This window comes from Leptospira ognonensis, assembly GCF_004770745.1.
GTDB lineage: Bacteria > Spirochaetota > Leptospiria > Leptospirales > Leptospiraceae > Leptospira_A > Leptospira_A ognonensis.
Genome location: NZ_RQGD01000022.1, coordinates 32,102 through 58,288 on the forward strand (window position 1 = coordinate 32,102; position 26,187 = coordinate 58,288).

The 26,187-nt window shown below is 40.0% G+C and carries 23 protein-coding genes; 13 read left to right on the plus strand and 10 right to left on the minus strand.

The window, feature by feature from the left end; translation table 11 throughout:
- Positions 1–215: 215 nt before the first annotated feature.
- The 7 genes from EHQ58_RS06100 to EHQ58_RS06130 all read left to right on the plus strand — a co-directional run bounded on the left by EHQ58_RS06100 (position 216) and on the right by EHQ58_RS06130 (position 8,400).
- Positions 216–1,433, plus strand: coding sequence for a DUF445 domain-containing protein (locus EHQ58_RS06100; RefSeq protein WP_135622995.1), 1,218 nt, complete (start codon positions 216–218; stop codon positions 1,431–1,433).
- Positions 1,434–1,442: 9 nt separating this feature from the next.
- Positions 1,443–2,408 carry an NAD-dependent epimerase/dehydratase family protein gene (locus EHQ58_RS06105; RefSeq protein ID WP_135622996.1) on the plus strand — a complete coding sequence of 322 codons (966 nt, stop codon included), beginning with the start codon at positions 1,443–1,445 and terminating at the stop codon, positions 2,406–2,408.
- Positions 2,409–2,438: 30 nt separating this feature from the next.
- Complete coding sequence (locus EHQ58_RS06110) at positions 2,439–3,278, plus strand: hypothetical protein (protein WP_135622997.1); 840 nt, start codon at positions 2,439–2,441, stop codon at positions 3,276–3,278.
- Positions 3,279–3,308: 30 nt separating this feature from the next.
- Positions 3,309–4,694, plus strand: a complete 1,386-nt coding sequence (locus EHQ58_RS06115) for a sensor histidine kinase (RefSeq protein WP_135622998.1) — start codon at positions 3,309–3,311, stop codon at positions 4,692–4,694.
- A gap of 80 nt (positions 4,695–4,774) precedes the next feature.
- Positions 4,775–5,053 carry a hypothetical protein gene (locus EHQ58_RS06120; RefSeq protein ID WP_135622999.1) on the plus strand — a complete coding sequence of 93 codons (279 nt, stop codon included), beginning with the start codon at positions 4,775–4,777 and terminating at the stop codon, positions 5,051–5,053.
- A gap of 124 nt (positions 5,054–5,177) precedes the next feature.
- Positions 5,178–5,795: a urate hydroxylase PuuD gene (locus tag EHQ58_RS06125; protein ID WP_135623000.1), complete on the plus strand. Its 618-nt coding sequence runs from the start codon at positions 5,178–5,180 to the stop codon at positions 5,793–5,795.
- A gap of 97 nt (positions 5,796–5,892) precedes the next feature.
- Positions 5,893–8,400, plus strand: a complete 2,508-nt coding sequence (locus EHQ58_RS06130) for an adenylate/guanylate cyclase domain-containing protein (RefSeq protein WP_135623001.1) — start codon at positions 5,893–5,895, stop codon at positions 8,398–8,400.
- On the opposite strand, the gene lpdA is transcribed toward EHQ58_RS06130, so the two are convergent.
- Both lpdA and EHQ58_RS06140 read right to left on the minus strand, forming a co-directional pair.
- Entirely contained in the window at positions 8,401–9,828 is a 1,428-nt protein-coding gene (lpdA, locus tag EHQ58_RS06135) for a dihydrolipoyl dehydrogenase (protein ID WP_135623002.1), read from the minus strand.
- A gap of 42 nt (positions 9,829–9,870) precedes the next feature.
- Positions 9,871–10,611, minus strand: a complete 741-nt coding sequence (locus EHQ58_RS06140) for a class I SAM-dependent DNA methyltransferase (protein WP_135623003.1) — start codon at positions 10,609–10,611, stop codon at positions 9,871–9,873.
- Between the two features lie 74 nt (positions 10,612–10,685).
- Here EHQ58_RS06140 and EHQ58_RS06145 point away from each other — a divergent pair, with 74 nt between their 5' ends.
- From EHQ58_RS06145 to EHQ58_RS06160, 4 genes are read left to right on the plus strand one after another with little or no spacing between them, the layout of a single operon-like run.
- Positions 10,686–11,822, plus strand: a complete 1,137-nt coding sequence (locus tag EHQ58_RS06145) for a hypothetical protein (RefSeq protein ID WP_135623004.1) — start codon at positions 10,686–10,688, stop codon at positions 11,820–11,822.
- A complete protein-coding gene (locus EHQ58_RS06150; protein WP_135623005.1) occupies positions 11,823–12,335 on the plus strand; it encodes a chemotaxis protein CheX in 513 nt (170 codons plus the stop codon).
- 57 nt (positions 12,336–12,392) lie between these two features.
- Complete coding sequence (locus EHQ58_RS06155; RefSeq protein ID WP_135623006.1) at positions 12,393–13,379, plus strand: alpha/beta hydrolase family protein; 987 nt, start codon at positions 12,393–12,395, stop codon at positions 13,377–13,379.
- A gap of 47 nt (positions 13,380–13,426) precedes the next feature.
- A complete protein-coding gene (locus tag EHQ58_RS06160; RefSeq protein ID WP_135623007.1) occupies positions 13,427–14,917 on the plus strand; it encodes a DUF342 domain-containing protein in 1,491 nt (496 codons plus the stop codon).
- Positions 14,918–14,923: 6 nt separating this feature from the next.
- Here the strand turns inward: EHQ58_RS06160 and msrA are convergent, their stop codons facing one another.
- A complete protein-coding gene (gene msrA, locus EHQ58_RS06165) occupies positions 14,924–15,433 on the minus strand; it encodes a peptide-methionine (S)-S-oxide reductase MsrA (RefSeq protein WP_135623008.1) in 510 nt (169 codons plus the stop codon).
- Between the two features lie 7 nt (positions 15,434–15,440).
- A complete protein-coding gene (gene mtnA / locus EHQ58_RS06170) occupies positions 15,441–16,511 on the minus strand; it encodes an S-methyl-5-thioribose-1-phosphate isomerase (RefSeq protein WP_135623009.1) in 1,071 nt (356 codons plus the stop codon).
- Between the two features lie 117 nt (positions 16,512–16,628).
- Here mtnA and EHQ58_RS06175 point away from each other — a divergent pair, with 117 nt between their 5' ends.
- Positions 16,629–16,895: a sigma-54 down-regulated protein gene (locus tag EHQ58_RS06175; protein WP_135623010.1), complete on the plus strand. Its 267-nt coding sequence runs from the start codon at positions 16,629–16,631 to the stop codon at positions 16,893–16,895.
- A gap of 36 nt (positions 16,896–16,931) precedes the next feature.
- Here EHQ58_RS06175 and EHQ58_RS06180 read toward each other — a convergent pair whose 3' ends face one another.
- Genes EHQ58_RS06180 through EHQ58_RS06195 form a run of 4 tightly spaced genes read right to left on the minus strand, consistent with a single transcriptional unit; the run spans position 16,932 to position 21,162 of the window.
- On the minus strand, positions 16,932–17,648 hold the full coding sequence (locus tag EHQ58_RS06180) for a hypothetical protein (RefSeq protein WP_135623011.1): 717 nt from the start codon (positions 17,646–17,648) through the stop codon (positions 16,932–16,934).
- Complete coding sequence (locus EHQ58_RS06185) at positions 17,645–19,453, minus strand: CHAT domain-containing protein (protein WP_135623012.1); 1,809 nt, start codon at positions 19,451–19,453, stop codon at positions 17,645–17,647. Before EHQ58_RS06185 ends, EHQ58_RS06180 begins: the two co-directional genes overlap by 4 nt.
- 10 nt (positions 19,454–19,463) lie before the next feature.
- On the minus strand, positions 19,464–20,201 hold the full coding sequence (locus EHQ58_RS06190) for a hypothetical protein (protein WP_135623013.1): 738 nt from the start codon (positions 20,199–20,201) through the stop codon (positions 19,464–19,466).
- 43 nt (positions 20,202–20,244) lie between these two features.
- Positions 20,245–21,162 (minus strand): RNA polymerase sigma factor, encoded by a 918-nt coding sequence (locus EHQ58_RS06195; protein WP_135623014.1) that lies wholly within the window; start codon positions 21,160–21,162, stop codon positions 20,245–20,247.
- A gap of 45 nt (positions 21,163–21,207) precedes the next feature.
- On the opposite strand from EHQ58_RS06195, the gene EHQ58_RS06200 reads away from it, so the two are divergent.
- The gene (locus tag EHQ58_RS06200) at positions 21,208–22,155 is read left to right on the plus strand and encodes a M23 family metallopeptidase (RefSeq protein WP_135623015.1); all 948 of its coding nucleotides are present in this window, start codon (positions 21,208–21,210) and stop codon (positions 22,153–22,155) included.
- 53 nt (positions 22,156–22,208) lie between these two features.
- Here the strand turns inward: EHQ58_RS06200 and EHQ58_RS06205 are convergent, their stop codons facing one another.
- Both EHQ58_RS06205 and dnaE read right to left on the minus strand, forming a co-directional pair.
- Positions 22,209–22,508, minus strand: a complete 300-nt coding sequence (locus EHQ58_RS06205) for a hypothetical protein (protein ID WP_135623016.1) — start codon at positions 22,506–22,508, stop codon at positions 22,209–22,211.
- 130 nt (positions 22,509–22,638) lie between these two features.
- Positions 22,639–26,139, minus strand: a complete 3,501-nt coding sequence (gene dnaE / locus EHQ58_RS06210) for a DNA polymerase III subunit alpha (RefSeq protein WP_135623017.1) — start codon at positions 26,137–26,139, stop codon at positions 22,639–22,641.
- Positions 26,140–26,187 lie beyond the last annotated feature (48 nt).

The following is a 26,187-nucleotide window of genomic DNA, read 5'->3' on the forward strand; positions in this document are numbered from 1 at the left end:
TTCATTTACAAATTAAATAAGGGAAATGCCTAAGAATTACCCTCGATTGTGATAAACATATGTACCTTTCGTTCACATTTCAAACATTTTTTCTGATTTGTAGCGAAAATCAGTCATTATTATGTCGTATCACGCTGTTTTTTGCATTTTTTTTCAACATTTACTCCTAGAAATAAGTTTCTTTTCTACATTTTACGCATTTCCTAGGCAATTAGATGCCAAACCCGCATTTCGAATGGATTGATTATAAACTCCTGCTCATCCCCTTTACCTATGGATTTGTAGGTTGGTTTACGAACTGGCTGGCACTCAAGATGACCTTTTATCCCATTCGATTTTGGGGCATCCCACCGTATTTGGGATGGCAAGGCATCATACCCAGAAAAGCACATAAGATGGCAAGCAAGTCGGTGGATACCATCACGGGCCGACTGATGAACATCCAAGAAGTTTTTGGCAGGATCGACCCTGCACGTGCGGAAAAAGAATTCCTACCAGCCCTAGATGTCTCGATTCGTGAGACGATGGAACTTTTTTCAAATAGTATCGATCCTAAATTATGGCCTTTGATTCCCGATGTCGTCAAAGAGGAGTTATATCATAAGGTGAAGCGAGAGTGCGGTTTTACGATTCGAAACGTGATCCGAAAACTTCAGGCTGATATTACCACACTCTTTGATGTAAAATCCTTAGTATTAAAAAAATTATCTGGTGATAATGTTGGTCTTGTGGTTTTGCTCTTCCAAGAAGTGGGAGCACCTGAGTTTAAATTCATTGAAAGATCCGGCTTTTATTTTGGTTTTCTCTTGGGCCTTGTGCAGATGGTTTTTTATTATTTCTTTCCCATTTGGTGGACTCTGCCCTTACAAGGTGTCATCGTTGGATATTTGACAAACTATCTGGCGTTAGAGATGATCTTTCGGCCTCTATTTCCAACAAAAATATTTGGTCTTTTTACCTATCAGGGCTTATTTCTGAAACGCCAATCGGAAGTTTCTTATCTTTATTCTAAGTTAGTTTCTGAAAAAATACTCACGCCAAAAAACATACTTCAAGAACTCATTTTTGGAAAGGCGGCAGATGATCTCCTGTTTCTCATTCGGAGTGCCATCATCAAACAGATAGATCAATTATCTCTCCTGGCAAAACCACTCTTGTTTGCGACAGGTAGGCTAGAAAATTATGAAACGGTCAAAGAGCAGATTGCATTAAAAATGACAGAGCATGCCATCGCCAATTCTTCTCAACTTGAAACCTATTTAGGGGAAGCATTGCAATTAGAGAAAACGATGGGAGAGAGAATGGCGGCTTTGCCACCTAAGGAGTTTGAGTCGATCCTGCGCTCTGCCTTTCAAGAGGATGAGATGCTTCTCATTCTTGTAGGTGCCGCATTAGGAGCTGTAGTGGGATTTTGTCAAATCTATCTATTATAATATATTTATATGAAATTGAAAACTATTTTACTTACAGGCGTTTCTGGTGTCATCGGGAGATTGGTCGCGACAAATCTGATAGAAAATTTTAAGATCATTGCAATCGGCTCTGAATATAGCAGAATTCCTGAATCCATTCGCCATCATAAGAATTTTAAATTCTATGAACGAAATTTTTTAACCATAAATACAACTTCAGAATTAGGGATCCTTGAGCCTGTGGATCTTGTTTTGCACCTAGCGGGAGTTGTTTCAGGCTCAAAGATTTCAGAGATAGACTATTTTAAAATCAATTCTGAATCCACGAAGCTTCTTCTCGGTCTGGCAAAGGAAAAGAAAAGCCACGCCTTCGGTCTGGCAAGTTCAGTTTCAGTCTATGGCCACCACGAATCAAACTTATCTTTGGAGAGTGAGAGGTTAGGATCTTCCGTATATGCACGTTCGAAAATTGCGGCAGAAAACCATTGTCTGGGTAGCTCCGTCCCCTTTTCTCTATTTCGCATCGCATCTGTTTATGGCCATGGAACAAAAAGTTTCGTCTCCAAACTCCATTCGCTCTTCCAAAAAGGAATCTACCCTTCCTTCGGAAAAGAACGCAAGAAATCCATCCTGCATGTGGAGGATTTGGTTTCTTTTCTTTGTGCCTGGTGCGAAGCAGCTTTGGAAGAGAAAGTGGTACAACCAGTTTATGTCCTTTCCCATCCCGAGGCGGTGACTATCTCTATGGTGGTTGAGGAACTCCGCAGACAAGGAAAAGCAAAGTATAAAGGCATTCCCATTCCTATTTTTGGATTTCTCATTCCAGTTTTTAATTTCTTTTACAGAAGGCTTCGCAGCCTGCAAGGCGCACCATACCATGAATCTCCGCTCTATCCACTTTTGAGCTCCGTGGAGATCTTTGATGAACGTTCTTGGAAAGATTTACGTCTTTCTCCAAAATGGGACTTGCGAAAAGGAATCTCTCAGTATAAATAAACGTAGGGGCGAATGCCGATACTATAAACGATGAAAAAGCATGTAATTCTTGTTCTCCTTGGTATATTCACTTCTAGCTCCCTTTTTGCGGGAACTTGGATAGAAGATTCGTTGGGATTTGCCTTTGAGTTTCCGAGGGGTTGGTCCAAGGCCGTGCTTCGAAATGCCGAAACCGCAAGGATACAGTTTGCTAAATCCAACCGAGACGCTATCCTTCAAATCGACATTGTTCGACGAACAAAAGAATACGATTTAGATCGATTTATCGAGGAAACTGTTGATACATTTTTAAAACGTTACCCAGATCTAAAAGTAGTTCGTGAAAAAGTATTGGAAGAGGATATGCAAGGTTTTGATGAATCTGTATTTCTCGTCATGCACTACTCAGAAAAAAAGACCGTCATTTCGAATCGCTTTCTCTTTCACAAGAAAGGTGGAATGTATTATGTAATACAAGCAAAGACCCCACGTATCCGATTTCAGAATTATGCGCGAGACCTAGACATGATGATGAAAACATTCCGAATGGAGCCAAGGATCAAATCGCGTTGGAGGAATGATAGCCTTGCGTATCTTGATCCCGTGCGTGACGAAAAAGCGATACAATATATTTCTATCACCATCCGTCCTATCGAAACCTATCCGAGCGATAAGGAACAATCCATCTCACAAAGTGACTCCTGGTTAAATTCCGTGGATGGCTTTAAAAACCCTTTCTCAGCAGAGTCGGACATTCCCGTTTCCCAACCAAACACAGATTCTATGGTATCGCCACCGAGTACTACGAACCAAAATCAAAACCCAAAAAAAGAGGAATCTACACCGGAAAGCAATGGACCACTCGTTGCCCCAGAGACCGATCCCATTTAGCGAGAGGAAAATTCTGAGTAGGATTTTATTTTGGATTGGTTAAACATTCTCCGACCAACGGAGATTTATAAGGATATAGAAGAAGAGGAAGTATTTGCACGAAATGTCCAATTCCTTTCGTCTGCTTCGATCCTTGCCATCATTATCAATTTTTTTCATATTGTACTGTTTGCGTTGCATCTCGATCCGACAAAATCTGTCGAAAATTTTTGGAGATGGGGTGTGATTGTTTCCCACTCCATCTCCATGATACATTTTACGCTAATGGCGATTTTACTTCGCCTGCATTTCCGAGATTCAAAACGCAAAAAGAAATTTATCATCCATCTGTTTCAATTCACGTATCTTTTCCTGATAGCTTTAGGCATCTCCCTCACGATTCTAGACCAACTTGTAACGAGCGCAATTACTCCTTACATGTTTGCTTGCATATCAACACCATTCGTTATCTTTTTACAACCACGTATCACTGTAATAATTACCAGTCTATCGTATCTCTTGATATACTTTCTTCTGCCCTTAACGCAGGCTAACGCCGAAGTGGTTCTATCGAATCGAGTGAATGCATTTACGACCGCGGGTCTTAGTATTTTTTTATCATTGTTTATGTGGAACAATCTGACGACTCGCTTCTCTCAAGATCGCATCATTCGAAAGCAGGGAGAAGATTTAGAAAAAAGTTACCAACTTTCGTTAACCATTAGCGAAAATTTAAAAGTCGCAAATAAGACAAAGGATAAGTTTTTTTCTATCATTGCCCATGATCTTCGTGGACCCTTCAGCTCAATCTATTCATTCTCTGAATTGATTGAGAATGAAATTTCAAAAATGTCGCAATCGAAAATACTCGAATACATTCGATTGATGAAAACTTCAGCCAAAAATACCCTTCTTCTTTTAGAAAATTTGCTCGATTGGGCAAACACACAATCTGGACAGATCGTTTATTCACCGTCGAAGTTTATCCTGAACGATACACTCAATTCAATCCTCGAACTCATGTCGCCTGTGGCACTCAACAAAAGCATCACCTTGCAAACTAAAATGGAAGAGCAATTTGAAGTTTTCTTGGATAAAAAAATGATGGAAACAATTCTTAGAAATTTAATCGCAAATGCGATTAAATTTACACCAACAGATGGTCAGATTGAAATTCAAATCTTTAAAAATGAAAATGAACTTTCTCTGATCATTTCTGATTCAGGTATAGGATTTCCTCAGGAAGTATTGGAGACTTTACTCGAAGAGGAAAGACAAACTTCGACTTCGGGCACACAGGGGGAATCTGGGTCTGGTCTTGGACTTGTTTTGGTGAAAGAATTCGTCAGAAAGAATGCGGGTACGATTCGAATTGAGAGTGAGGTAGGGAGAGGTACAAAAGTTAGATTGGCATTTCCCGATGTACGTCACTCCTAGGGAAAGATCTCAAAATTGTTAAAATTTTAAAATCGACGAATTCCATTCCCATGAGCAACTGGTGACCAAGATCCGTTTGTATGTCTGCATTCAAAAAACCATTACCGTTTCAAATCTACTCTATCGAAGGTGAAAGGAAGGAACCCTTAGCGAGATGTTTTTTTGAAGCCATGGAACCTTCTTTTATGCGAGTGCGCATAACCTCAGAATACAAACCCTTAGAAATTGGAGCGGATCTTTCCATCGAGTTTATCGTTGCAAAGGATAAATACCAATTCGATTCCGTCATTCTCTCCGATGTGCAGAATGGCTTCTTTCTAGTGAGAAAACCAAAAGTCATCTACAAAAGATCCTTATAAATCATCATTTCCAACCGTTTTTTGGATTTAGTTTTTGGCAGTGGTAATTTTAAAAACTTGTCAAAATTAGAATTATTCTATCAAATATTAATATCATCTTTCGAATTACTTTTTGGAGTAACCTATGGAAAATTTAGATTTTAATGCGCTGTTATTGTTTTCAGTTCGCTGGATACATTATGTTGCTGGTGTTTGTTGGATTGGACTTCTCTACTTCCTGAACCTGGTCAATGTCCCTGTACAGGGAAAATTGGATGCTGGCGTAAAAAAAGCACTTACACCTGAACTCATGCCAAGAGTACTGTTTTGGTTTCGTTGGGGTGCCATGTTTACTTTCCTTTCTGGACTTACCTATTATGCTCTTCTTTTTGAAAAAGGTGGACTCAGAACTTCTGCTCCGAATTGGACTTCTTGGATCCTTCTTGGTATGCTTCTTGGAACCATCATGTGGTTCAATGTTTGGTTTGTCATCTGGCCTGCTCAAAGAAAAATCATCAATGGTGTAAAGTCTGGAAATGCGGCAGACCCCTCTATCCCCAAAAAGGCTCTCCTCTTCTCTCGTATCAACACCTTCCTTTCTGTTCCTATGCTTTTCTTTATGGGATTTGGTAGACATGCAGGTGCGAGCGTTCCTTTCCTATCGATTGATGGACTCATAGTTTTGCTGTTTGCAGGTATCATTGGAACCGGAGTTGTTTGGTTCTCGATCAAACAATCAGGTAGCATCAGTACAGAAGTTTAATCCATTTTAAGCATAAACGGAGGAAATTTCTTTCCTCCGTTTACTAGAATCTGTTGCCAGTTAGGTCGCTTTTATCGCACCGTCACTAGAGAGCAAAATGGATTCTTTCCTTCCTTATCCTATTCCCACAATCTCTGAAAATCCCAATGCTTGGGAATATTTTTGGTTCCAATTACCGTATGGCGTTCCTGGAATTGTTTCTCTCATCGTCGGTCTTTTTTTAAGTTATTTTTCCTTTCAAAGGGCGGTTGATAAATCCGGTAGAGATCGCACATTTGCCATCAATCTTGGTATTTCTTTTTTAGGGTATAGCTGTCTGGGACTCATCCTTTCTCTTCGTGCTTGGATACTAGAGAAAGAACTTTTACTCCTGTTGAACAACTGGCTCTACTTGTTTGTCATTCTCATCTTACCGACAAATTTTTACATTTGTTATTCGATCACACGCCGCAAGGTCTTTCTCTATTATACGTATTTATGTTGGGTGGCCGTTGTTTTTGGCTACTTTGGAATCTTACAAGGTAAGGGTTTTACAAATGATTGGTTCCAGTATCCTTTTGGTAAATATCCGAAGGCATCTGTATATGTTAAGCCTTTTGGAATCATACCACTCATAGGCTACTTTGCTCTTGTTTTGCCTTTCTTTACCTTTAAATGGAAAGAGCTAGAAGGGCGTATCCATAGATCTCTCTTTATTGGTTACAATATACTCTTTATATTCACGATTTCCAATGCTCCTGTTTTACTCGGATACAATGTTTATCCTGGTTCCTTTTTTATTTTCATACCTTTGCTGCTAATCGCCTACGGTGTGTTTCGTTCCGATTTTTTTGATGTGAACGAATTGCTATTCCAAAAGAATGGACTGTTCTATATCTTGTTTGGTGTTGTTTCCTTCTCTTTGATTTTGCTTTCTAGTGCGGTAACCCTTGGCATGGACAATGCAACGTATGCAAATCAGAAATGGTTTCCCTATGCCATTCCACCGGCTGCATCTTTTTTCTCATCCATATTCATGGCCATCATTGTGGCCGGGTCAAATCCATCTGCGAAATTAAATCAACTTTGTGCCTTCTCACTCATCATTACGGCGTTCTATAATTTACAATCGATTCCTACAAAATTTTCCTTGGATTATATTGTAATGTTAAGAATATCGCAAATTTGTTTTTTGATTTTCTCACTTGCTCCAAGTATTTTTACAAGATTTGTATTAAAAGTTATCGATTCGCCACGTCCACCGATACTCAAGTTAGTTGATATTTTTTCGGGTATTTGTGCATGCCTTTCCATAACGCCTTTTTTATTTGATGGATATTACGTTTATGATCAAGCGATCATTCATAAGGGCTACCTAGTTCAATACCTGATTGGCTTTATCACTCTTCTTGGTGTATTTATTATCGCCAGAGATTTAAAGAGAAAATGGAGGAGTGTCCCAAGGTTATCCTTTGTAATCATAGGATCCATCTTGTTTTCGGGTTTGCTCCTACTTACTGCTATCCTTCCCTCAAATGGAATTAATTTTCCGCTTTTCAGTGATTACTTATTTATACCAACGATTGTCTTAGGATTCGCAGTTTTAAAGTATGAAGCTTTTTCTTTAAAAGGAAGAACCATTCGGTTTAGCCAAAGGTTGGCCAACCTTGGAATTTTTGCGATATTGGTCGCAAGTCTACTTCAGATGCCGAAGTTTCTGGAAGACTTGGCCTTTGGGGAAACTTTGTTTCATTTAACTCTGGTTACTCTTCCATTAATTTTATTCAATTACCTTTTAGTATATGTTTTTTCTCGACCTCTCGCGGAAGAATTGGATCAAAGCTATTTACTTCTCGAAGAGGCAAAACAGAAAGCAGAAGTTGCCAATGAAGTTTCGGAAAGACTACTACTTAACATTCTACCAAAAAAAATTGCCGAAGAGATCAAACGCCAGGGATTTTACGAACCAGAAACCTATGAAGAAGTGAGTATCCTTTTTACCGATTTTCGCGGCTTTACGATGGTCGCAAAATCTATGGATACGAAGGAGTTAGTTACTGATTTGGATGCCTGTTTCACTCAGTTTGATGAAATCGTTTCCAGAAATAAAATGGAAAAACTAAAAACCATCGGTGATTCCTATATGTGTGCTGGCGGATTACCAACACCTAACAAAACCAGCGCGCTCGATGCTTGTTTAGCCGCACTTGAAATTCGTTCCTTTATGGACCAAATGAAGGAAATAAAAATAGGTTTAGGATTTCCGCACTGGGAGCTTCGTATTGGAATTAGCACCGGACCCGTCATCGCGGGAGTCGTAGGTAGATTTAAATTTGCTTATGATATTTGGGGAGATAGTGTAAACACAGCCTCTCGGATGGAGAGTTCTGGCGAAGTCGGAGAAATCAATATCTCTGAACAAACGTATCATAAAATCCGTTTCTTATTTGATTGCGATTACCGGGGTAAAGTAGAGGCAAAACATAATGTTCTACTTGATATGTATTTTGTGAAACGATTGAAACCTAAATTTTCTCGGGACGAATTTGGTTTCGTCCCGAATGAAAAATTTTGGAAAATTTACGAGAGAATCCAAAAGGGAGCCGTTCTCGTCAAAAAACACTAATTAAATGTTGATCGCTTCGCCAAGAACTGCGGCGGCCGCTTCCATTACGCCCTCGGCAAGCGTAGGATGCGCATGAATCGTCATCGCTAATTCTTTTACCGTAAGTTCCATATTGGCGCTAAGCGTAAGCTCAGAAATCATTTCTGTCGCTGCACCTCCTATGATGTGAGCACCAAGAATCTCTCCATGCTTTTTATCAGAGATAATTTTGACCATTCCTGTCGTATCACCTTGAGCCTGCGCCCTACCACTCGCGGTAAAAGGAAACTTTCCAATTTGTAATTCATAACCTTGGGCGATGGCTTTTGCTTCGGTTAAACCAACGCTCGCAACTTCTGGATGGCAATAAGTGCAACCAGGTATGTAATCATAGTTCAACGGATGTCTTTCTAATTTATGAGGATTGCCGGATCGAATGGAGATATCCTCAGCGGCTCTTATGCCTTCGGCACTAGCGACATGGGCTAAAGATGGAGTCGGAATGCAATCACCAATCGCATAGATTGTATCAATGGAAGTTCTATAGCTAGCATCCACCTCGATGAAACCGTTTTTGGTTTTAATGCCAGCTCCCTCGAGTCCGATACCTGTCGTGTTTGCCGCGATCCCTACACCAACGATCACACGTTCAAAAGTTAATTTTTCTTTTTTTGCAGATTTTCTGTCCTGCAACACGAGATCCACGGAATCGGCATTCACTGTCGCGGATTCTACCGCATAACTTAAATATTGTTCTATTTCTCGTTTTTTAAAAGATCTTTCTAGAATTTGCGAAATCTCAATGTCTTCATTTGGTAATAAGTGATCTTGGAATTCTATCAAAGTTACTTTTGCTCCCATAGAAGCATAAAAATCTGCAAATTCAACTCCGATGGCACCTGCTCCGATGATTGCGATAGATTTGGGAACTGTTTTTTGACTCATCGCATCACGAGCATTCAGAACTTTTACACTATCAAAAGGTAAAAATGGAAGCGCTTTATTTTTTGCACCGACAGCGATGACTATAAATTCTGTACCATAGGTAAATACTTCACCGTTTTCATTTTTTACTTCTAAGGTATGTTTATCGATGATAGAGGCCGAACCAGATATGACAGATATCTTATTTTTTTTCATAAGGAATTCGACACCTTTTGCCATCTGGTCCGCGACTGTCCTTGACCTTTTGATGACTTGCTCGAATTCAGCTGATACATTATCTGCTTTTAGACCGAAACTTGCGGCCTTGCGCAGGTGTTCCAAGACATGAGCGCTCTCTAACAAAGCTTTTGTGGGAATACATCCCCAATTTAGGCAAACGCCACCAAGTCGTTCTTTTTCGATAACGGCCGTTTCGAAGCCTAATTGTGCTGCTCGAATTGCCGCCACATAGCCACCAGGCCCACCACCGATGACGACGACTTTAAAATTTGCTGTATTTGCCATAAAAGCTCCCAAGTGATTGGGATATCCGATTTTTATCGGAAGTCAAGACCTCTTTTTTGCAACTACGAGAATCCTGGCACCCGTTTTTAGGTACTTATCACCAGCATAGCTTCCGTAAACATTCAATACTTCAAATTTTGAATCTTCTAAAAAATTTTGAATTTGAGGAAAATTAAAAACCCTCATTGTGTGGCGGTCTTTTAAATCCTTATGATTTAAATTATAAACATAGTTTACTTCAACAATAGCGACATCGTCAGCACGTGTCATGCGAAAGCCACGATTCCTACGGATGGATACGTTTCCCTGACGAACATTGCTTACTGTCGTGAGAGGCTTTCGTTTGATACGATAGATTGGGTCCGCATTCCAAATTTCAAAAATGGCAAGCCCTGCTTGTTTTAAATTGCGATGGGTATTCCTCAAAAAGGTTATGACCGCATTGTCATCCAAAAGATAATTAAAAGTACCAAAAAGGCAGGTGATTGCATCTACTGGTTGTTTTGCGAAATAATCTTCCAGTCTTCCATATTCAAAAGTACAATGCGGATAACGCATTTTTGCTATTTCTAGCATGCGATTGGATCCATCCACTCCATGGATTTTAAAGCCCATGGCCTGGATCTCTTTTACATGTTCGCCCGTTCCACAACCTATATCGACAATGGTCTGGATTTTGTGTCTTTTGAAGGTTTCTCTGAGAAATTCCACTTCTTCAGGGAATTTTCTGCCAGCTTCTTCGATCGTGAAATAATATTCAGCTAGTTCGGTGTATAGTTTCATTTACTGGCATTTGGCGAAAATCATTTCAGAGAAATTCTAATTCACCCGTTACTGATAGTAACGGCAAAGTTACCATGAAAAGATATTTAATTCCTACTATTTTTTTCGCAGTCGGACTCCTCCTTCAGTTTTGGCTCTATTTCTCATGGATCACACTTGGACTGCTTGTGACATCTACCTTGCTTCTCTGTCTCTTGATCTTCACAGTTAGTGAAATGAGTATCTCCAAAGATAGCTCGGAAGTTTCCTCCGATACGGGTCGGTATACAGAGACTTTAGCCTTGACTCTGCCAGAACCCATGATGAAAGCCCTGAGCGAAGTTGAGAAAAATTTCGAAACAAACTCATTTCGGAAAACAGAACCAATCTTTCACGACGAAGATCCGATTCAATTCGCAAGTGATTTGCTTGCTAAACAAGAACGTCTTCGGTTTACAGAAGTGGTGAAAGAATATGCCTTACCGGTTCAAAATCCAAAAATAAGTTCCATCTTATATGCTTATTTTGATGGATACCGCTTTACCGAAAGCGTTTGGCAAAAAGGAACCATGATCATTGACTCAGAAGCGAATGATATCGAATGGGAAGATTTCGAAGAAAATACGATCAAAAGAGGTCTTCCTTGTTTATCCGCGGGCAGACAAAAATTGTTTTTACCAATCGTTATTAATGCCCAAGTGTTTGGTGTGATCTGTATGCAAACAAAAGACCAATTTTTTGAATCCGAAATGAATCTACTTTGGTTAACCACTGTTACTTTATCAGAAAAAGTCTTGGAACAAAAGGAATACTTTCGGGCTTTGCACGATTCAAAGTCAGGACTCTTCAACAAAGCTCATTTTTATTCGAGCGCAAAGGATCGATTTCAAAGCAAATCAACTCAACTCCTCATACTACTAAAATTTATGAAGCCTGAGAATTATCTTGAGTTTGCCGTTTCCTTAAATGAAAAAACGAAATCTCAAGGCTTTACAGATATTGGTTTTTTCCAACTCGAAGATTTATTGCTAGGTTGTTTTATCCCTAGCCAATCCATTCAGGAATTTACTTTTTTCATTCAGTCATTCGTGGAAGAATTAGATGCATTAGGATATGAATGTGAGCTCGCATTGGGTCACTCTTCCAATAAAAATGTTACTGGGAAGTTTGACCAATGGATCAAACAAGCGTATCACTCGCTGGAAACCAGTATCCTTACAAATGCGGCGTAAATGGATCCGCTTCTTGATGAAAAATTTATCCTTTCGATCTCTCAAGTGTTGCCCGAACATTTTCAAAAAACATTGCAAATCCAGGCAGATCGAGAAGCTTACGGTCCCTCCAAGAATGAAGGCCTCTGTTATGAGAACTGTACCTGCGTAGAGTTTGTTGGTGATCTAAACGGCAAACTCTATATAGGATTGGATGGTTATACAAAATTAAAACTATTGCCAAAAATTGCGCAATCATTCCAAATTGATCCCACTTCTAGGGCACATTCGGGTTCCATCATGATGGAGTTTGCCAATCAAGTCAGCGGGCATTTAGTGAGTGAAATGCGACTCGGCAGATTTCAGATCGACATCCTTCCTCCTGAGAATTTAAACAATAAGCTTGTCACTATTTCCTTGGAACGATATAGACAGTACATTATCATTTTTTTCTTAAAGGACAGAAGAGAAGAGGAATATCTAGGTCGACTGTATACGATTTTATTGTTGGAAAAATTCTCAAAGATTGATTAGCTGTCGAAGATGAGGCCTTATTTCCTCTCTCTCCCCCTTGTTTTCACTTATGGTGGAATGATAAAAAACAAGAACCTCTCTTGTGAAAACGTAATATTAAAAAATAACCGAAGAGCAAGAGTATACCATCCTATCCGTAAAGATAAAACGAGTCTTCCTGGAATCTATCTCCAACATGGACTCAGTATCTCTGGCATTGATGACCATCGTATCATCGACCTTGCGGAAAACTTAGCCCATTGCGGCTTTTCCGTCATTACACCAGAACTTGAGGAAGTAAAAAATCTCGTACTAACAATTGATACGATTGATAACATCGAAAGTGTAGGAATGGAGTTGAGTGAAAACAAATCATGGTTTGACGGGAAACGCTTTGGTTTTTTTTCCATTAGCTTTTCGAGTGGACTCGGGCTCATAGCTTGCTCGCGCGAAAAATTAGCCAGCCGCGTTTCCTCATTTATGGCTGTTGGAGGTTATTGCGATTTTTTAGATACTTTTCCTTTTGTGTTTAAAAATTTCCATATCGATAATTATGGAGTGATGATCCTTCTTTATAATTTGCTCGAAAGAATGGACAAAAAATTAGACAAAGAGCTTAAACAAGTTTTTCTGGAAGCGGCAAAGGACAACGCCCTGCACAGAGAGGGAGAGACTGCTCTGGCACCGAAGATGTTGCAACACACATCCAAAGCCTCCCAAGAATTTTTCAGGAACGTGATGACTTCCAGTGAGTTTCGTAAGCAGCTGGCTGTCGATTTACAGAATACCTTCAGCGTTGAGTTACCAAAAGCATTTTCGCCCTACTACCAAATGTCGGGTCTCCAGAGCCCCGTTTCCCTTCTTCACGGATACGATGATCCGGTCATATCACCCGACGAATCGCGAAAATTGGCAGCTTATTTCAAGGAAAGAGGACATAAGTATGTTTTTGAAACCTCTACGGGACTGACCCATGGAGACAATCTACCCCTTCAGGAACAAATTGGAGGCATCCCAGGGCTATTAAAAACGTTTGGCACGTTTTTGCACTGGCTAAAAGGTTAGAGTTTCTACTTAGTTTTTGAAAAATCCATGCCGATAATGAGAATAGAATGAGCCAAACACCTGCACAATCTCCTGAGTTCAATCCAAGTCGGGGGCTTCATTTTCTAATCTCCGATGATCGGCTAACGGTTACCATGTCAGTCAAGCTTGGCTGGTTAGCTGGTGGTGATGTAAACCATATACTTCTTTTAGAGTATATAGAAAGTACAGGCATTCATAGAGATCGGATTGACATGAAGGCAGTTGAAGCTGCAGCACTCGATATCCAAAAGGCGTTAAAAGATTCTGATAAATCAAAATCCCAACTTGAATTTGTGATCGCTCGAGGGATTCCCCCAAAACAAGGCCAAAACGGTTGGATCAAATTCTTTTTTCAACGTGCTCAGCGGGTGGTACTCAAAGATGATGGAAGTGCCGATTTTCGAAATATAAATAAATACGTTCACATCAATGAAGGCGATAAGCTTGCCACTTTATTTGAAGGAGTCCCAGGAGAACAGGGAATTGATATTGAAGGAAAGCCAGTTTACCCAAATCCTATCGACCGACCAAAATTGACATTAGGTAAAAATGTTTTACCAAAAACTGTAGCTGACCCAGAAAATCCAAGCCAACAAATCAAGGAATACTATGCAGGCGTGAGTGGCGTTGTCTTTTCCACCGACAATTCACTCACTGTCTCTCCCGAGTTAAATATCGACTCGAGCATTGGTCTTGGCACGGGCAATATCAATTTTGAGGGAACGATCCGTGTAAAAGGAACGATAGAAGAAGGGGCGATTGTCAATTGTGCTGGCTCCCTTTACATTGATGGAAATGTGGAATCCTCTGAAGTCATTGTCGGCGCCGACCTAGAAGTAAAAGGCGGTGTAAAAGGCAAAGGTAAAGGCGTCATACGCGTTAAAGGCGATTTGCATACGAAGTTCATTGAAAACGCAATCTTGGAAGTCGATGGGGATTGTATCATTGAAAATTTTATACTCGGCTCAAAGATTTATTGTTTGGGAAATATCGTACTAACTGGTGAATCCTCCTCACTCATTGGATCCGAAGTCATAGCATTCAAAGGTGTAACCCTCGCTTCTCTTGGTTCAGCGGCTCAAATGGATACAACCGTCGAAGTGGGATTTCATTATAAGAACGATCGATTGTTAAATGAAGGTTCTCTTCGTTTGGTAGAACTTGACAAAGAATTAGAAGCTGTTCTTCCTGAAATTCAAAAAATCAAAGAAATCGTCCAACGAACTCGCGGTAAACTAGACGAGGCGAGAAAACAAAAGTTCAAGGATGTTTTTGATGCCTATTCCAAAAAATCAAAAACACTAGAACTTTTACGGGCAAAGGTAGAAGAGTTACGTTCCGCACGCTATAATAATGAAAATGTGAAAGTGGTTGTTAGAAATACAGCTCATCCTGGTGCTACCATCAAGTATAGAAGACAGATCGACAAGATCGTAAAGCCACAAACATCTTTTGTCATGAACTTCTTTCCGCAGCAAGATAAGGCCATGATGACTGCCTTCAAAGCGAGCAAATAATAATTGTTAAAGTTTTAATCCAAGTTTATCTAACTTCGGAAGGATCACGTAATTGCAATACGAGTTCGTGGGATTTTTCGTAAAGTAGTTTTGATGGTAATCCTCGGCCTCAAAAAATTCTGGCAGAGGTGATATTTCCGTTACTATTGGAGATTTAAAAAGATAAGCGGATTCTTCTTTTGATTGTAAGGCTAATTCTTTTTGTTTCTCATTATGATAGAAAATGACCGATCGATATTGGGTACCTACGTCATTCCCTTGTCGATTCAAAGTGGTCGGATCATGCGCATGCCAAAAAATATCTAAGACTTGAGAATAACTGATCTGAGTATTTTCATACTTCACCTGGATCACCTCTGCATGTCCTGTCGTTCCGGAACAAATATCTTTATAGGTCGGTGATTTTGTTTTACCGCCCGCATAACCAGATTTAACAGAAAGGATGCCAGGGATTCGGAGAAAAACCGCTTCCACGCACCAAAAACAACCACCACCGAGTGTCGCTATCTCTTCCATAAATTACCTATACCTTTAGACGATTCGGAATTTCGAAAGGAGGGAAACATCCAAATTCCGTGATGAAGGATCGAATGTATTTCGCAGGTGTAACATCAAAAGAAGGATTCAAAGCCCTTGCCCCAACGGGAGAGGTCATTCCGGGTTGGATGAAAATGTTGCCCGAAACATCTTTGATAAAATCATACCGGGTTACTTCTTCTTCCTTTCGCATTTCGATAGGAATGGAAGCACCCGTTTCCAGTTTTAGATCAAAACTGTCTTTAGTGGCGCAGACATAGAAAGGGACGTTATGTGCCTCTGCCACGATCGCAAGATTGTAAGTTCCGATTTTATTTGCGGTATCTCCATTTCTAGCAACACGATCACATCCCACGAGTACGGCATCTATCTTTCTAGAGCCCATAAGCCATCCCGACATCCCATCGGTAATGATATAACATTCGATGCCCTCTTCCATCATTTCAAATGCTGTCAGCCTCGAGCCTTGTAGAAAAGGTCTGGTCTCATCAGCATAAACGATCACTTTCTTCCCGGCATCTCGTAAGGAACGAATGACACCGAGTGCGGTGCCATGCCCTGCCGTTGCAAGTGCCCCTGTATTGCAATGTGTGATGATATGAAACGTTTCCTCATTGGGATCAAATAGATCCACGCCATGGCGACCAAGAGCTTCATTGTCCCGCAAGTCGTTTAACATCAATTCCTTTGCGAAGGACTCCCATACCAAAAATATATCATGCCAATTGTTTACCTCCTGAACCTTCTCTCCAGCCTGAGCAAGAGCATACGTTAGGTTTACGGCGGTGGGTCGAGACTGCTTCATGGAATGGAGTACCGACTCGATCTCACCCGAGGAAGCAGAACCGGACCGCCCTTTTGCAAAAAGGGCAATTCCAAAAATTCCCGTAATCGCAATCGCAGGCGCCCCACGCACGGCCATATCCCGGATGGCAGAAATGGTTCCTTCCATAGTTGTGATCTGTAGGAACGTTTTCTTTAGTGGCAGGAGGCGCTGGTCCAGGAGGACAAGGGTTCCGTTTTCCCAGGAAATGGGCGAAAATGATAAAGAGGACATACGACATTTTTTTTCGAAACCCAGACAAAAAAAGATAAAAATAAGGTTGACCTTTTAGGTGCAGCGCACAAAAAGGAATAGTGCAATGCACAAACATTTAAAACAAGGAACCGAAAAATGGAACAAGTTGTAAAAGACGGATTAAACTTTATCTTAGGCGCAGTAACGACTGTAAAAACGGAAACAGAATCAGCGATCTCTAAATTGAACTCTGAGTTTCAAACATTAGCTGCGAAAGGCGCGAAAGACCAAAGCGAAACTTCTGTTAACTTAAGAAAATACCTTCAAGAAGGAATTTCTCAATTAGAAGCTCTTGCTGGAAAAGTTAACTCTACTGTAGCGGAAGCAAAAGAAAAAGTGGCTTCTGTAACTACAAAAGCTTAAGAATCTCTTTGATTTCTAGGTAAGCCCTGGTGAGTGTTACTCTCTCGCTGGGGCTTTTTTCATTTCGGTAAGGATACGCTCCTGGTCCTCTACGTTTAGCATGTGGCTAAGTGAATCATATACTTCCGATTCAGATTTAAAATTGGAATACCTAATCTCAAACGATGTAGGGTAAAAATTTTCCATTTTCTTCAGACGCGATTTTAAAACATCCAAGACCATTTTTTCAAAAACTTGGATCCCTTCGCTGAGACTCCAACCTTTCAAACCCAACCAAGATTCTAAAAGATAAATGAGAATGTGATCAGATGCTAAATGAGAGAACTCAATACTGTCGTTCGAGACTTTTCTTATCAAGTCCTCAATCAAATGCGTGGCAATGTTCTCCTTGTTCTTACAATCATACGCCTGACAGATAGAAGTACCGTAAAAGGAAAAATTCTGACTTTTTGGATCTCCCGTAAAAACTGGATGGATCATGCAACCAATCCGAGATTGTGCTTCATCCACATAACCAAGATAAGGACAATTATATGTCATCTCATCATTTTTTGTATAGGTTGATTCGATGCTTTCTCTCGTCTGGCGAAATGCTGCCACAGTATGTCGAATTTCAAATTTGACTGAACTTTTAAAATAGTTCGTGCGCTCAGTCAGGAGTTTTTTATAGCCTTTGACATCGAGCTTTAGGTTGAACAATCCACAGCAGGCTCCGCACGAAACAGATCCAAGAGAAGGATGGCATAAACTCAAATCTTGCTCTTCTCCAAAATCGTAGGTATGAGTCCACTAAACACAAGCTCAAGATCTCCAGACTCCCTCTTTTCCTTGAAGTAGGTTACATAAGGAAGGATCATTTTCTTTTTCTCGTGATACATCACAAGATTGCCTTTATGACTTAAAAATAAATCTTTATCTCGTAATGAGGTAGAAGGAATGCCAAAGGAGGGCTTTTTGCCTTTAAAATAGTAATGCGGATTTTGATTTTCCGAGACTAAAAGAATGCTGACAAACTCTAGTTCATTCATCTCGAGAAGCAAATTTTCAATGAAGAATTGGAGGATGATCAAGTAGGACTCATACTCCTCTTTTTGCATCGATTTATCCTCCCAAGTTTCAAGCCAAGAAATGATTTTAAAAATCGTTTCTTTTTGAGCATTCATCTTTAAGGAAATCGAATCTAAAAATGTAGAAATTTTTAACTTTTGAAAATCCCAAAGACAACTATAAACCAGTTCCCACCATTTACGCAAGTTAATCGCATCATCTAAATTGTTCGGGATGGCCTTGTCCATGGAGTGTGATTTATGATCGCTGAAGATGATCATACCTATGACTTGAGAAAATGATTCAAACACGTGAATGGTTGCTTTTAATATCTCAACCTCAGATGCGTTTGATTTCTGAGTGATTAAAAACTTAGAATACGAACTTGCGATAGGCGAAGGATAGAAATCGGTCACAGCTGAGGGATTGATTATTTTTTGTGTCGGGTTTTGTGATTTTTCATTCGTAACAATTTTAAAATCAGGATTACCAAATAAGGAATAATTCGCCCACGTTAAGTCATTTGAATGATAGTTTCGTCTAGCGTATTCCTTGGCATAGAAAAGAGATTCCCCTACACTTTTTTGAGCAAAGATGGCTGTATAAAAACGTATAGTGAAATCAATCGTTCTTTCATTGTCTAAAATTTCCCAATTTGTACCAATAAAAGTTTTGATACCTGCGGTTAAGAAAGCTCCAGCATATTGATTCAAAAAATTATTGTTAATTTTTTTACCCGCCGATTTTGCTGACATACAAGAGTTAGAAAAAACTAGATCGGTATCAATGCCTGAGGATTTAATCTCACGTGCTTTTAAAATCTTTCCATCGGAGAGTAGCCATCCGTTCTCAAGTGAGTCCTCGGAAAAATGTAAATGTCCAGAGTAATGAATGATGTGTTTGTCTTTAATAAGGGAGAGTAACTTTAGTTTGGTGACTTGCTTCCCACCGATAAACTCTAACTCCAATAAATCAGAAGGGACCTTTTGGCTCAAAATGGAGAACAATGCCTCTCCTTCTTTTTGAGCACCGAGTAAATCCTCGGTCGGATCTGCGATGATGAGCATCTTGATCTTTTGATTGAATCGGTGGGGGGAACTATGAACACCACCTCGAATGGTCTTTCCAATACGAAACTTATCGGAGAGAAACGCATTTCCGTCATGCAAGAGCTCCCATGGAATCATAGCTAGTGCGGGATCTATATTAAAATGAATGCTCCGTTTGTGGGTTGTTTTGAGTTTTTCTATAATTGACTCGGGAAAAAACTGATGGAAAAAAGTTTCCCCAAGTGTGCGGAGGTCCTGAAGGATATCCGCATTGACCATTTTGTTCGAATGGTTTAAGACCGCATGCGAGACTCGAACGAGCCTCTCGACTTCTTCGATGTATTCTAGGATGAGATCATCGTCGATGGTGGATTGGATATGGGATTCTTCGCCTGGTATATTTCCTTCCAGAACATTGAAAATGTTTACATTTCCGACACGATCAATGATAAGTGAAAGCATTCACAATAGATTAACCTACAAGAATGCTTAAGTCAAATGATTTTGACTGCGTATCTCCTTGAAATTCGATCGTATAATTTCCTGCTTTTAACCCTGAGAAACTAGCGACACCATCGGGACTCACGAGGCTACTGAGTATAAAACGACCATCCTTTCTTAGATTCACCTGTTTAAAAGAGCCCTCCCCTACCGACTCTGCCTTTACACTTAGGTAGACATCCTCAGGATTCTCCTTGATCAACTGGTAATAAAATACCTGCCCACCGGCGACAGTTTCCTCAAAAATGACTGAGGAATGGTCCGTAGAAAGTGTATCTACCGAGGAACGTAGGACTGGGATCAGATTTAAGGTTTCAACCACTCGCACGGAATCTAAAATCCCATCTATGATATGGAAACCTTTTGCGGAAAGTCGAACCATGAGCTGATTTTTCTTTTCAGGTAAAACCAAATTCTCGGCAGTGTAATGCTTTAAATAATCAGGCAATTCATGCCCTGCAGATCCACCAATCACTTGTTCTGCTTTCGCGAGATCAATTTCCTCATAAAACTGACCCAGTTCGGAAGTGGACGAAATCAGGACGGATTCAGAAAATAGGGAGACAACGGATGCTTCGCATGCGACATATTCTTCAAAACAGGATTGGCAAGATAGCAAAAGTTCAGCCGGAATTTCCTTGCCATCAGAATACCACTGTTTGATGAACTCTTTGCTACAATCGGAGTTACAAGTTTCTGCTTTTTTCATAGTTCACCCAAGGTTCCTGTCACTTATTAAGAGACGAATAAATTCACTCATCTTCTGAAAAAAATCGGAATTTTTTTTGAATTTTTTCCATGACTCGTAACAATGTTACACTGACTCCACCTTCGGAAATACCTAAAATTCTCGAAATTTCCCTGTATGGCGTGCGAACTAGAAAATGGCCTCTATTTTTTTTATCGATCAATTTACGTCTTTGTTCGTATTTCTTTGCTAAGGAATGGTCTATCTTTTCTTGGAGATGGACTTCTTCTGTGGAACTGCCACCAGCTTTCGCTTTTCTCTGCTCTCTCAGATCCAGAATATTCAAATATATAGAAGTAATCTTATCTTCCATCTTTAAGTTTACTTCTTCTTTGTCGCTTAATTGCTCTCTCAGCTGTAAAATTTCTAATTTCACATCTTCAATCGTTAATTGTTTTTTCGTAGCAATGTATTGAATCTCTTCAGGGTCAAGATGGAGATAGTAAATAAAGGAAAGTTTAAAAATCACACGATTCTCAAGTTTCACATCATGTAGAACCGATTGAAATTTTTGAGCAACGGCTTCTGCTCTAGACAAGGCTTCTGGTTTACGATCTGGTTCGTCTTCTATGGTATTGTATTCCACACCATCCTTGTTTACTTTCTTCACAGATTGAATTTTTAACTCTCGTTTGGTTCGTTGCCAATCGATGAGAAGGTTACGTAGAACGGAAAAGAACCAAGTTTTAAAACTTGATTTTCCAACAAAACTGTTGAATCTTTTGCCCGACTTTAGCCTTTCGAAGGCGTAAATATAGAAATCAGAAGCGTCATCCTCGGAAAGGTGAAAAACACGAATGGGAAAATTATAAATATCTTTAGAATAAATATCAAAAAATTTACGAAGTGCCGCCTCATCCCCTCGACCAGACTTCTGGACGATTTCCAGAATTTCTTCATTCGAATATGCCACTAGCGACATTATGTTGTTTCCCTATTTCGACGGGAAGAAATACTTTTCATAATTATGAGCAGTAGTGTTCGAAATCTTTTCACAGTTGCAAGTTTTCTTTTATTTTTTGTGATTATTTCTGTCTTTTTTGCTCCGCGAGTCCTCAGGGCACAACCATCAAAACCTAACTTCCAATGGCCAATAGAAGGCTTTGACCTAGCTGCATTGATCACAAGCACATTTGGAGAGTCAAGGAAAGACCATTTTCATAACGGTCTTGACATTTCTTCCGTACTTCAACCTGTTCATAGCCTCGCAGATGGTTATGTGCTCTATTCAAGATATGCAGAAGACAATCCTTTTGAAGAAGAAAGGGGATCTGGAAATATTGTCTGGCTTGCCCATGACCAAGGTTATATCAGTGGGTATTACCATTTAGCAGGCTCTAGGCATGAAAATATACGCACGAAACAAAACGTAAAATCAGGAGATATCATCGGACTATCGGGTAACACTGGTCATTCTAGTGGGGGCCATTTGCATTTTGTCTTAGGTAAAGACTATGGTAAAGTCCTTCTCGATCCGATGTCCCACCTTCCTAAAATGGATGACATCATGCCGCCTCAGATTGCCAATTTATTCATACATGTGGGTGAAAAATTTACCAATATCAATGACGGTGATAATATAAATGTCTCAAAGGCATTTCCATTAACCGTTAGTATTTTTGATGGAGGAATGAAAAATAGCCAAAGGCGCGGGATCCGAGATTTGGAGATCATCTTTAACGGGGAAACCATCAAAAAGACGAATTTCGATTCGCTTTTATTTGATAACGGAAAATGGAAGACTTCAAATGGCTATTCGTTTGAAGATCTATTTTTCAAGGATCGGTATTTGGTAGGTTTAGTGAATCTAAAGGCTGGTGAAAATCTCGTCAAGATCGCGACAGGAGACTTTAACAACCAAAGATCCGAAAGAACATTCAGCATCAACGTAACAAGGACGAGTACTAGAGAATAAATAGGAAGGCAACGTTATGAGAAGTTACACTCATAACGTTTTGATAACGGAATCTATGGACACGCAAAATGTGTCACTTGGTTGTCCTTTACTACCGCAATCCCTTTGATATTTTTATGAACTACGTTGTTCTCACAGCAATTTTTACCATCGGTCGGTGAAGTCGTGCAAAGTACAAAGGCTTCCTGAGGAGTTGCAGCTTGGACTCCAGTTTTACAAGTAGTGCCCGTTGCTTTTGGCAAAGCTGGTGGCCATACGTCTTTAATTCGTCCGCATGCATATTCTTCCGCCGAAATGCTTGTCGAAAGAAACGAAACCATAAATAAGACCAAAACCCAGAAAATATTTTTCATAAACGCTCCTTGTAAAATCCAATAGAAATAGGAGTTTCAATCCAATTGCTAGCGATTTTCTGAGTGGATCATGGAAAAATCGTCTCGATGATTTAAGGACATTTACTAACGCGTCGACTTTCAAAGCATATCATGCATGAACGCGTACTTCTTCGCCAATCGTATAACGTACTGTGCCTGATCCCAACATTTCGGATAAAATTTCCATAAGTTCGCTCGTGATTTCAATTGAAAAATGATCATGGGCTTTAATTACTTTTTTCTCTTCTCCAGTTCCCACTAAATGAAAGAATACTGCGGAACTGCCTCTATGCACAGAAAATAGATCTTGAATTTTTAAAATGATGTCACGATTTTTATCTTCCGACATATCAATCGTTAAATGAAGCGCTTTTTCCATCTTCTTTTCAATGGTTATTTGATTCAATTCCTCGACATGGTTCACAAGTATCTGACCTTTCAGCTCGGACTCTTCCACATCAACTCGTTCCAATATCCCTTTGATAAAAAGTGTCTTATCTTCCAAAAATAATGGTTTAAAATCAGCATAGGTTCTCGGAAAAGCTACGCATTCGATTTCACCAGTTTGGTCCTCAATCATGAAGTTGATGAACTCTTCCTTCTTTTTTGTGAGTTTGATCATCTTTTTGGAAAGAACACCGGCGATCTCAACCTTCGATTTTGGTCGAACATCTTCTAAGTCTTCTATATGAATTGGCTTTAGGGACTTTAATTGTTCAGTAAATTTATCAAGAGGATGACCAGAAAGATAAAGACCTGTGGTTTCTTTCTCTTTTTTAAGAAGCGTGTCTAGGTCCCATTCGATGCCATCTTTAGGTAGATTGAGTGCATATCCATCATCGACACCAGTGGCACCACCAAACAAGGAAAACTGACCCTCTTTCTCTTCCGATTGTTTCTTTTGTGCATACGAGAGTATTGAATCTGTGGATTCAAATATGCACTTTCTTGCATAACCAAAGGAATCAAAGGCTCCACCCTGGGCAAGTGCTTCCATTACTTTCTTGTTAGCGAGCCTTGTATCTAGATGAAGCGCAAATTCTTCAATATTTTTATAACCCTTCAGTTTTCTGCGATTGGAAAGAATATTCTCGGCAGCAAGTTCTCCGACGCCCTTTAGAGAAGAAAGCCCAAACCGTATGGTTTGATCATCAGTAATTTCAAAGGACAATCCAGATTCAATGAGATCTGGTCCGAGGATACGAATGCCCATTTCTTTCGCATTATTTATGTATTTAACAACATCAGAAATTTTAGAATGGTCACCCGAGAGAAGGGCAGTTAAGTACTCAATAGCATAATTTGCCTTCAGATAGGCGGTCTGATACGTAACAAAGGCATAGGCGACAGAGTGAGATTTATTGAATCCATATTCACCAAACTTCTCCAAGGTCTCAAAAAGTTCAGTTGCTAGCTTTTCACCGATTTTGTTCTCAGCGGCACCCTTGACAAATTTTTCCTTTAGAGCCGGCAATTTTGACTTATCTTTTTTTGCCATTGCCTTACGCAGAACATCGGAATCACCAACTGAGAAACCACCCATAATGCGTGATATTCCCATCACCTGCTCTTGGTAAACGATCACTCCGTAAGTTTCTTCTAAAACCTGGGCAAGGCTTTCGTGAGGAAATTGGACTTTTTTCTTTCCATTCTTTCTGTCCAAATAATCATCGAGCATTCCTGATCCCATCGGACCCGGCCTGTATAACGCGAGCAAGGCGGCTATCTCTTCAAATTTCTGTACCTGAGCTTTGGCAAATAGATCCCGAATCCCTGTCGAGGAATCAAGCTGAAAGATCCCTAATACATTGGCTTTTCGAAGGAGACTAAATGTTTTCTGATCATCTAGCGGAATCTTATCGAGATCCAAGAGGATGCCATGTCTCTTTTTAATGAGTTGTACAGCATGATGGATCGTAGTTAAGTTTTTTAATCCTAAAATATCCATCTTGATGAGACCGACTTGCTCGGACATATTCTTATCAAATTGAGTAACAATCGATCGTCCCTCTCTGCCTGCCTCACTAACAGTCGATAAAGGTACAATTTCTTCTAATGGTGATGGTGCAATCACCACTCCTGCCGCATGTCTTCCCACTTGACGGTAGTTACCTTCTAATTTTTGAGCAATGAGAAACACTTTTTTATTTAAGTCTGACTTTTCTGCTAAATCTTTTAAATCTTTTGAAGTATCGAGCGCCTCTTGAATCGTGATTCCTAATTTTTTAGGAAACAATTTACTCATCTCATTGACTTCAGAAAAAGGTACATTAAAAACTCGGGCTACGTCTTTTATGGCGGCCTTTGCCGCAAGCGATCCAAAGGTAATGATTTGTCCGACTCGATTTTCACCATACTTCTGTTTGATGTAATTGATAACTTCTTCTCGCCTCTCTACGCAGAAATCGGTATCTATATCAGGCATGTCCTTTCTGTCTGGATTGAGAAATCTTTCAAAAAGAAGATTATAACGAATCGGATCTACATTCGTAATGCCTAGGGCATAGGCAATGATACTACCTGCCGCAGAACCCCTTCCGGGTCCCACAGGAATTCCCGTGTGACGAGCAAAATTGATATAATCTTGCACGATGAGAAAATAGCCCGCAAAGTGCATATTGCGAATCGTTTGCATTTCAAATTCTGTTCTGTCTTTGATGACCTGTGTAATCTCAGGATATTTTTCGTTGATCCCATCCCAGACTAATTTTTCAAGATAGCTATCTGTATCATAACCTGTTGGTACATCAAACGGAGGCAGCAAAGGATTGCCGAATTGAAAATTTAACGAACATTTATCGCGAATTGCTAAAGTATTATAAAATGCTTCTTGATGGTCAGGAAATATGGAAAACATTTCCTTGGGACTTTTCACATAAAAATTTTGATTGAAACCGAATCTCATCTCATCATCAATATTTTTTCGCATTCCAATACGTAATAAGATATCTTGTGCTTCTCTATCATCTTTAGTAAGGAAGTGCGAATCGTTCGTTAGAACGAGAGGAATGCCTGTTCGTTTCGAGAATCCCATCACGGCCTCGGCGACGGTTCTTTGTTCTGGAATCCCATGATCCTGGATTTCTAAGTAAAAATCCTCTTTCCTGAATATTTCATGCAACTTCCCAGCTAACGCAAATGCTTTATCTTCTTTACCTTCTAGTATCTTTCGGTTCACCTCACCGGCAAGACAGGCTGTGAGACATACGAGACCTTCACTGTGCCTTTCTAACAGATCATAGTCGATTCTTGGCTTGCGATAAAATCCTTCCGTAAAGGAACGGCTCGCAAGTTTGATCATATTTTTATAGCCTAACTCATTTTTACAAAGAAGAATGATGTGATAGGCACCACCATCAGCGATTTCATCAAGCTCTGTCTCAGCAGAGCGTGAGGGGGTTACATAGAATTCGCAGCCTATGATCGGTTTGACATCATGTTTAATGGCTTCTTTATAAAACTCGATCGCACCGTACATATTCCCATGGTCCGTGATGGCAACCGAGCTCATTCCCAATTCCTTGACACGCTTCATTAGATCGGGGATGCGGATAGCACCATCGAGCATCGAGTATGTAGTGTGTAAGTGTAAATGCGAGAAATCGTCCATGGCTCAAGTGACATAGTCGCGCCAATGCCATCTGAAGTAAAGTCTGCT

Excerpts from the sequence above, each read along its gene's own strand:
- EHQ58_RS06100 (WP_135622995.1), top strand. The coding sequence starts at position 216 with ATGCCAAACCCGCATTTCGAATGGATTGATTATAAACTCCTGCTCATC.
- EHQ58_RS06105 (WP_135622996.1), top strand. The coding sequence starts at position 1,443 with ATGAAATTGAAAACTATTTTACTTACAGGCGTTTCTGGTGTCATCGGG.
- EHQ58_RS06110 (WP_135622997.1), top strand. The coding sequence starts at position 2,439 with ATGAAAAAGCATGTAATTCTTGTTCTCCTTGGTATATTCACTTCTAGC.
- EHQ58_RS06120 (WP_135622999.1), top strand. The coding sequence starts at position 4,775 with ATGTCTGCATTCAAAAAACCATTACCGTTTCAAATCTACTCTATCGAA.
- EHQ58_RS06125 (WP_135623000.1), top strand. The coding sequence starts at position 5,178 with ATGGAAAATTTAGATTTTAATGCGCTGTTATTGTTTTCAGTTCGCTGG.
- EHQ58_RS06130 (WP_135623001.1), top strand. The coding sequence starts at position 5,893 with ATGGATTCTTTCCTTCCTTATCCTATTCCCACAATCTCTGAAAATCCC.
- lpdA (WP_135623002.1), bottom strand. The coding sequence starts at position 9,828 with ATGGCAAATACAGCAAATTTTAAAGTCGTCGTCATCGGTGGTGGGCCT.
- EHQ58_RS06140 (WP_135623003.1), bottom strand. The coding sequence starts at position 10,611 with ATGAAACTATACACCGAACTAGCTGAATATTATTTCACGATCGAAGAA.
- EHQ58_RS06145 (WP_135623004.1), top strand. The coding sequence starts at position 10,686 with ATGAAAAGATATTTAATTCCTACTATTTTTTTCGCAGTCGGACTCCTC.
- EHQ58_RS06150 (WP_135623005.1), top strand. The coding sequence starts at position 11,823 with ATGGATCCGCTTCTTGATGAAAAATTTATCCTTTCGATCTCTCAAGTG.
- EHQ58_RS06155 (WP_135623006.1), top strand. The coding sequence starts at position 12,393 with ATGATAAAAAACAAGAACCTCTCTTGTGAAAACGTAATATTAAAAAAT.
- EHQ58_RS06160 (WP_135623007.1), top strand. The coding sequence starts at position 13,427 with ATGAGCCAAACACCTGCACAATCTCCTGAGTTCAATCCAAGTCGGGGG.
- msrA (WP_135623008.1), bottom strand. The coding sequence starts at position 15,433 with ATGGAAGAGATAGCGACACTCGGTGGTGGTTGTTTTTGGTGCGTGGAA.
- mtnA (WP_135623009.1), bottom strand. The coding sequence starts at position 16,511 with ATGTCCTCTTTATCATTTTCGCCCATTTCCTGGGAAAACGGAACCCTT.
- EHQ58_RS06175 (WP_135623010.1), top strand. The coding sequence starts at position 16,629 with ATGGAACAAGTTGTAAAAGACGGATTAAACTTTATCTTAGGCGCAGTA.
- EHQ58_RS06185 (WP_135623012.1), bottom strand. The coding sequence starts at position 19,453 with ATGCTTTCACTTATCATTGATCGTGTCGGAAATGTAAACATTTTCAAT.
- EHQ58_RS06190 (WP_135623013.1), bottom strand. The coding sequence starts at position 20,201 with ATGAAAAAAGCAGAAACTTGTAACTCCGATTGTAGCAAAGAGTTCATC.
- EHQ58_RS06195 (WP_135623014.1), bottom strand. The coding sequence starts at position 21,162 with ATGTCGCTAGTGGCATATTCGAATGAAGAAATTCTGGAAATCGTCCAG.
- EHQ58_RS06200 (WP_135623015.1), top strand. The coding sequence starts at position 21,208 with ATGAGCAGTAGTGTTCGAAATCTTTTCACAGTTGCAAGTTTTCTTTTA.
- EHQ58_RS06205 (WP_135623016.1), bottom strand. The coding sequence starts at position 22,508 with ATGAAAAATATTTTCTGGGTTTTGGTCTTATTTATGGTTTCGTTTCTT.
- dnaE (WP_135623017.1), bottom strand. The coding sequence starts at position 26,139 with ATGGACGATTTCTCGCATTTACACTTACACACTACATACTCGATGCTC.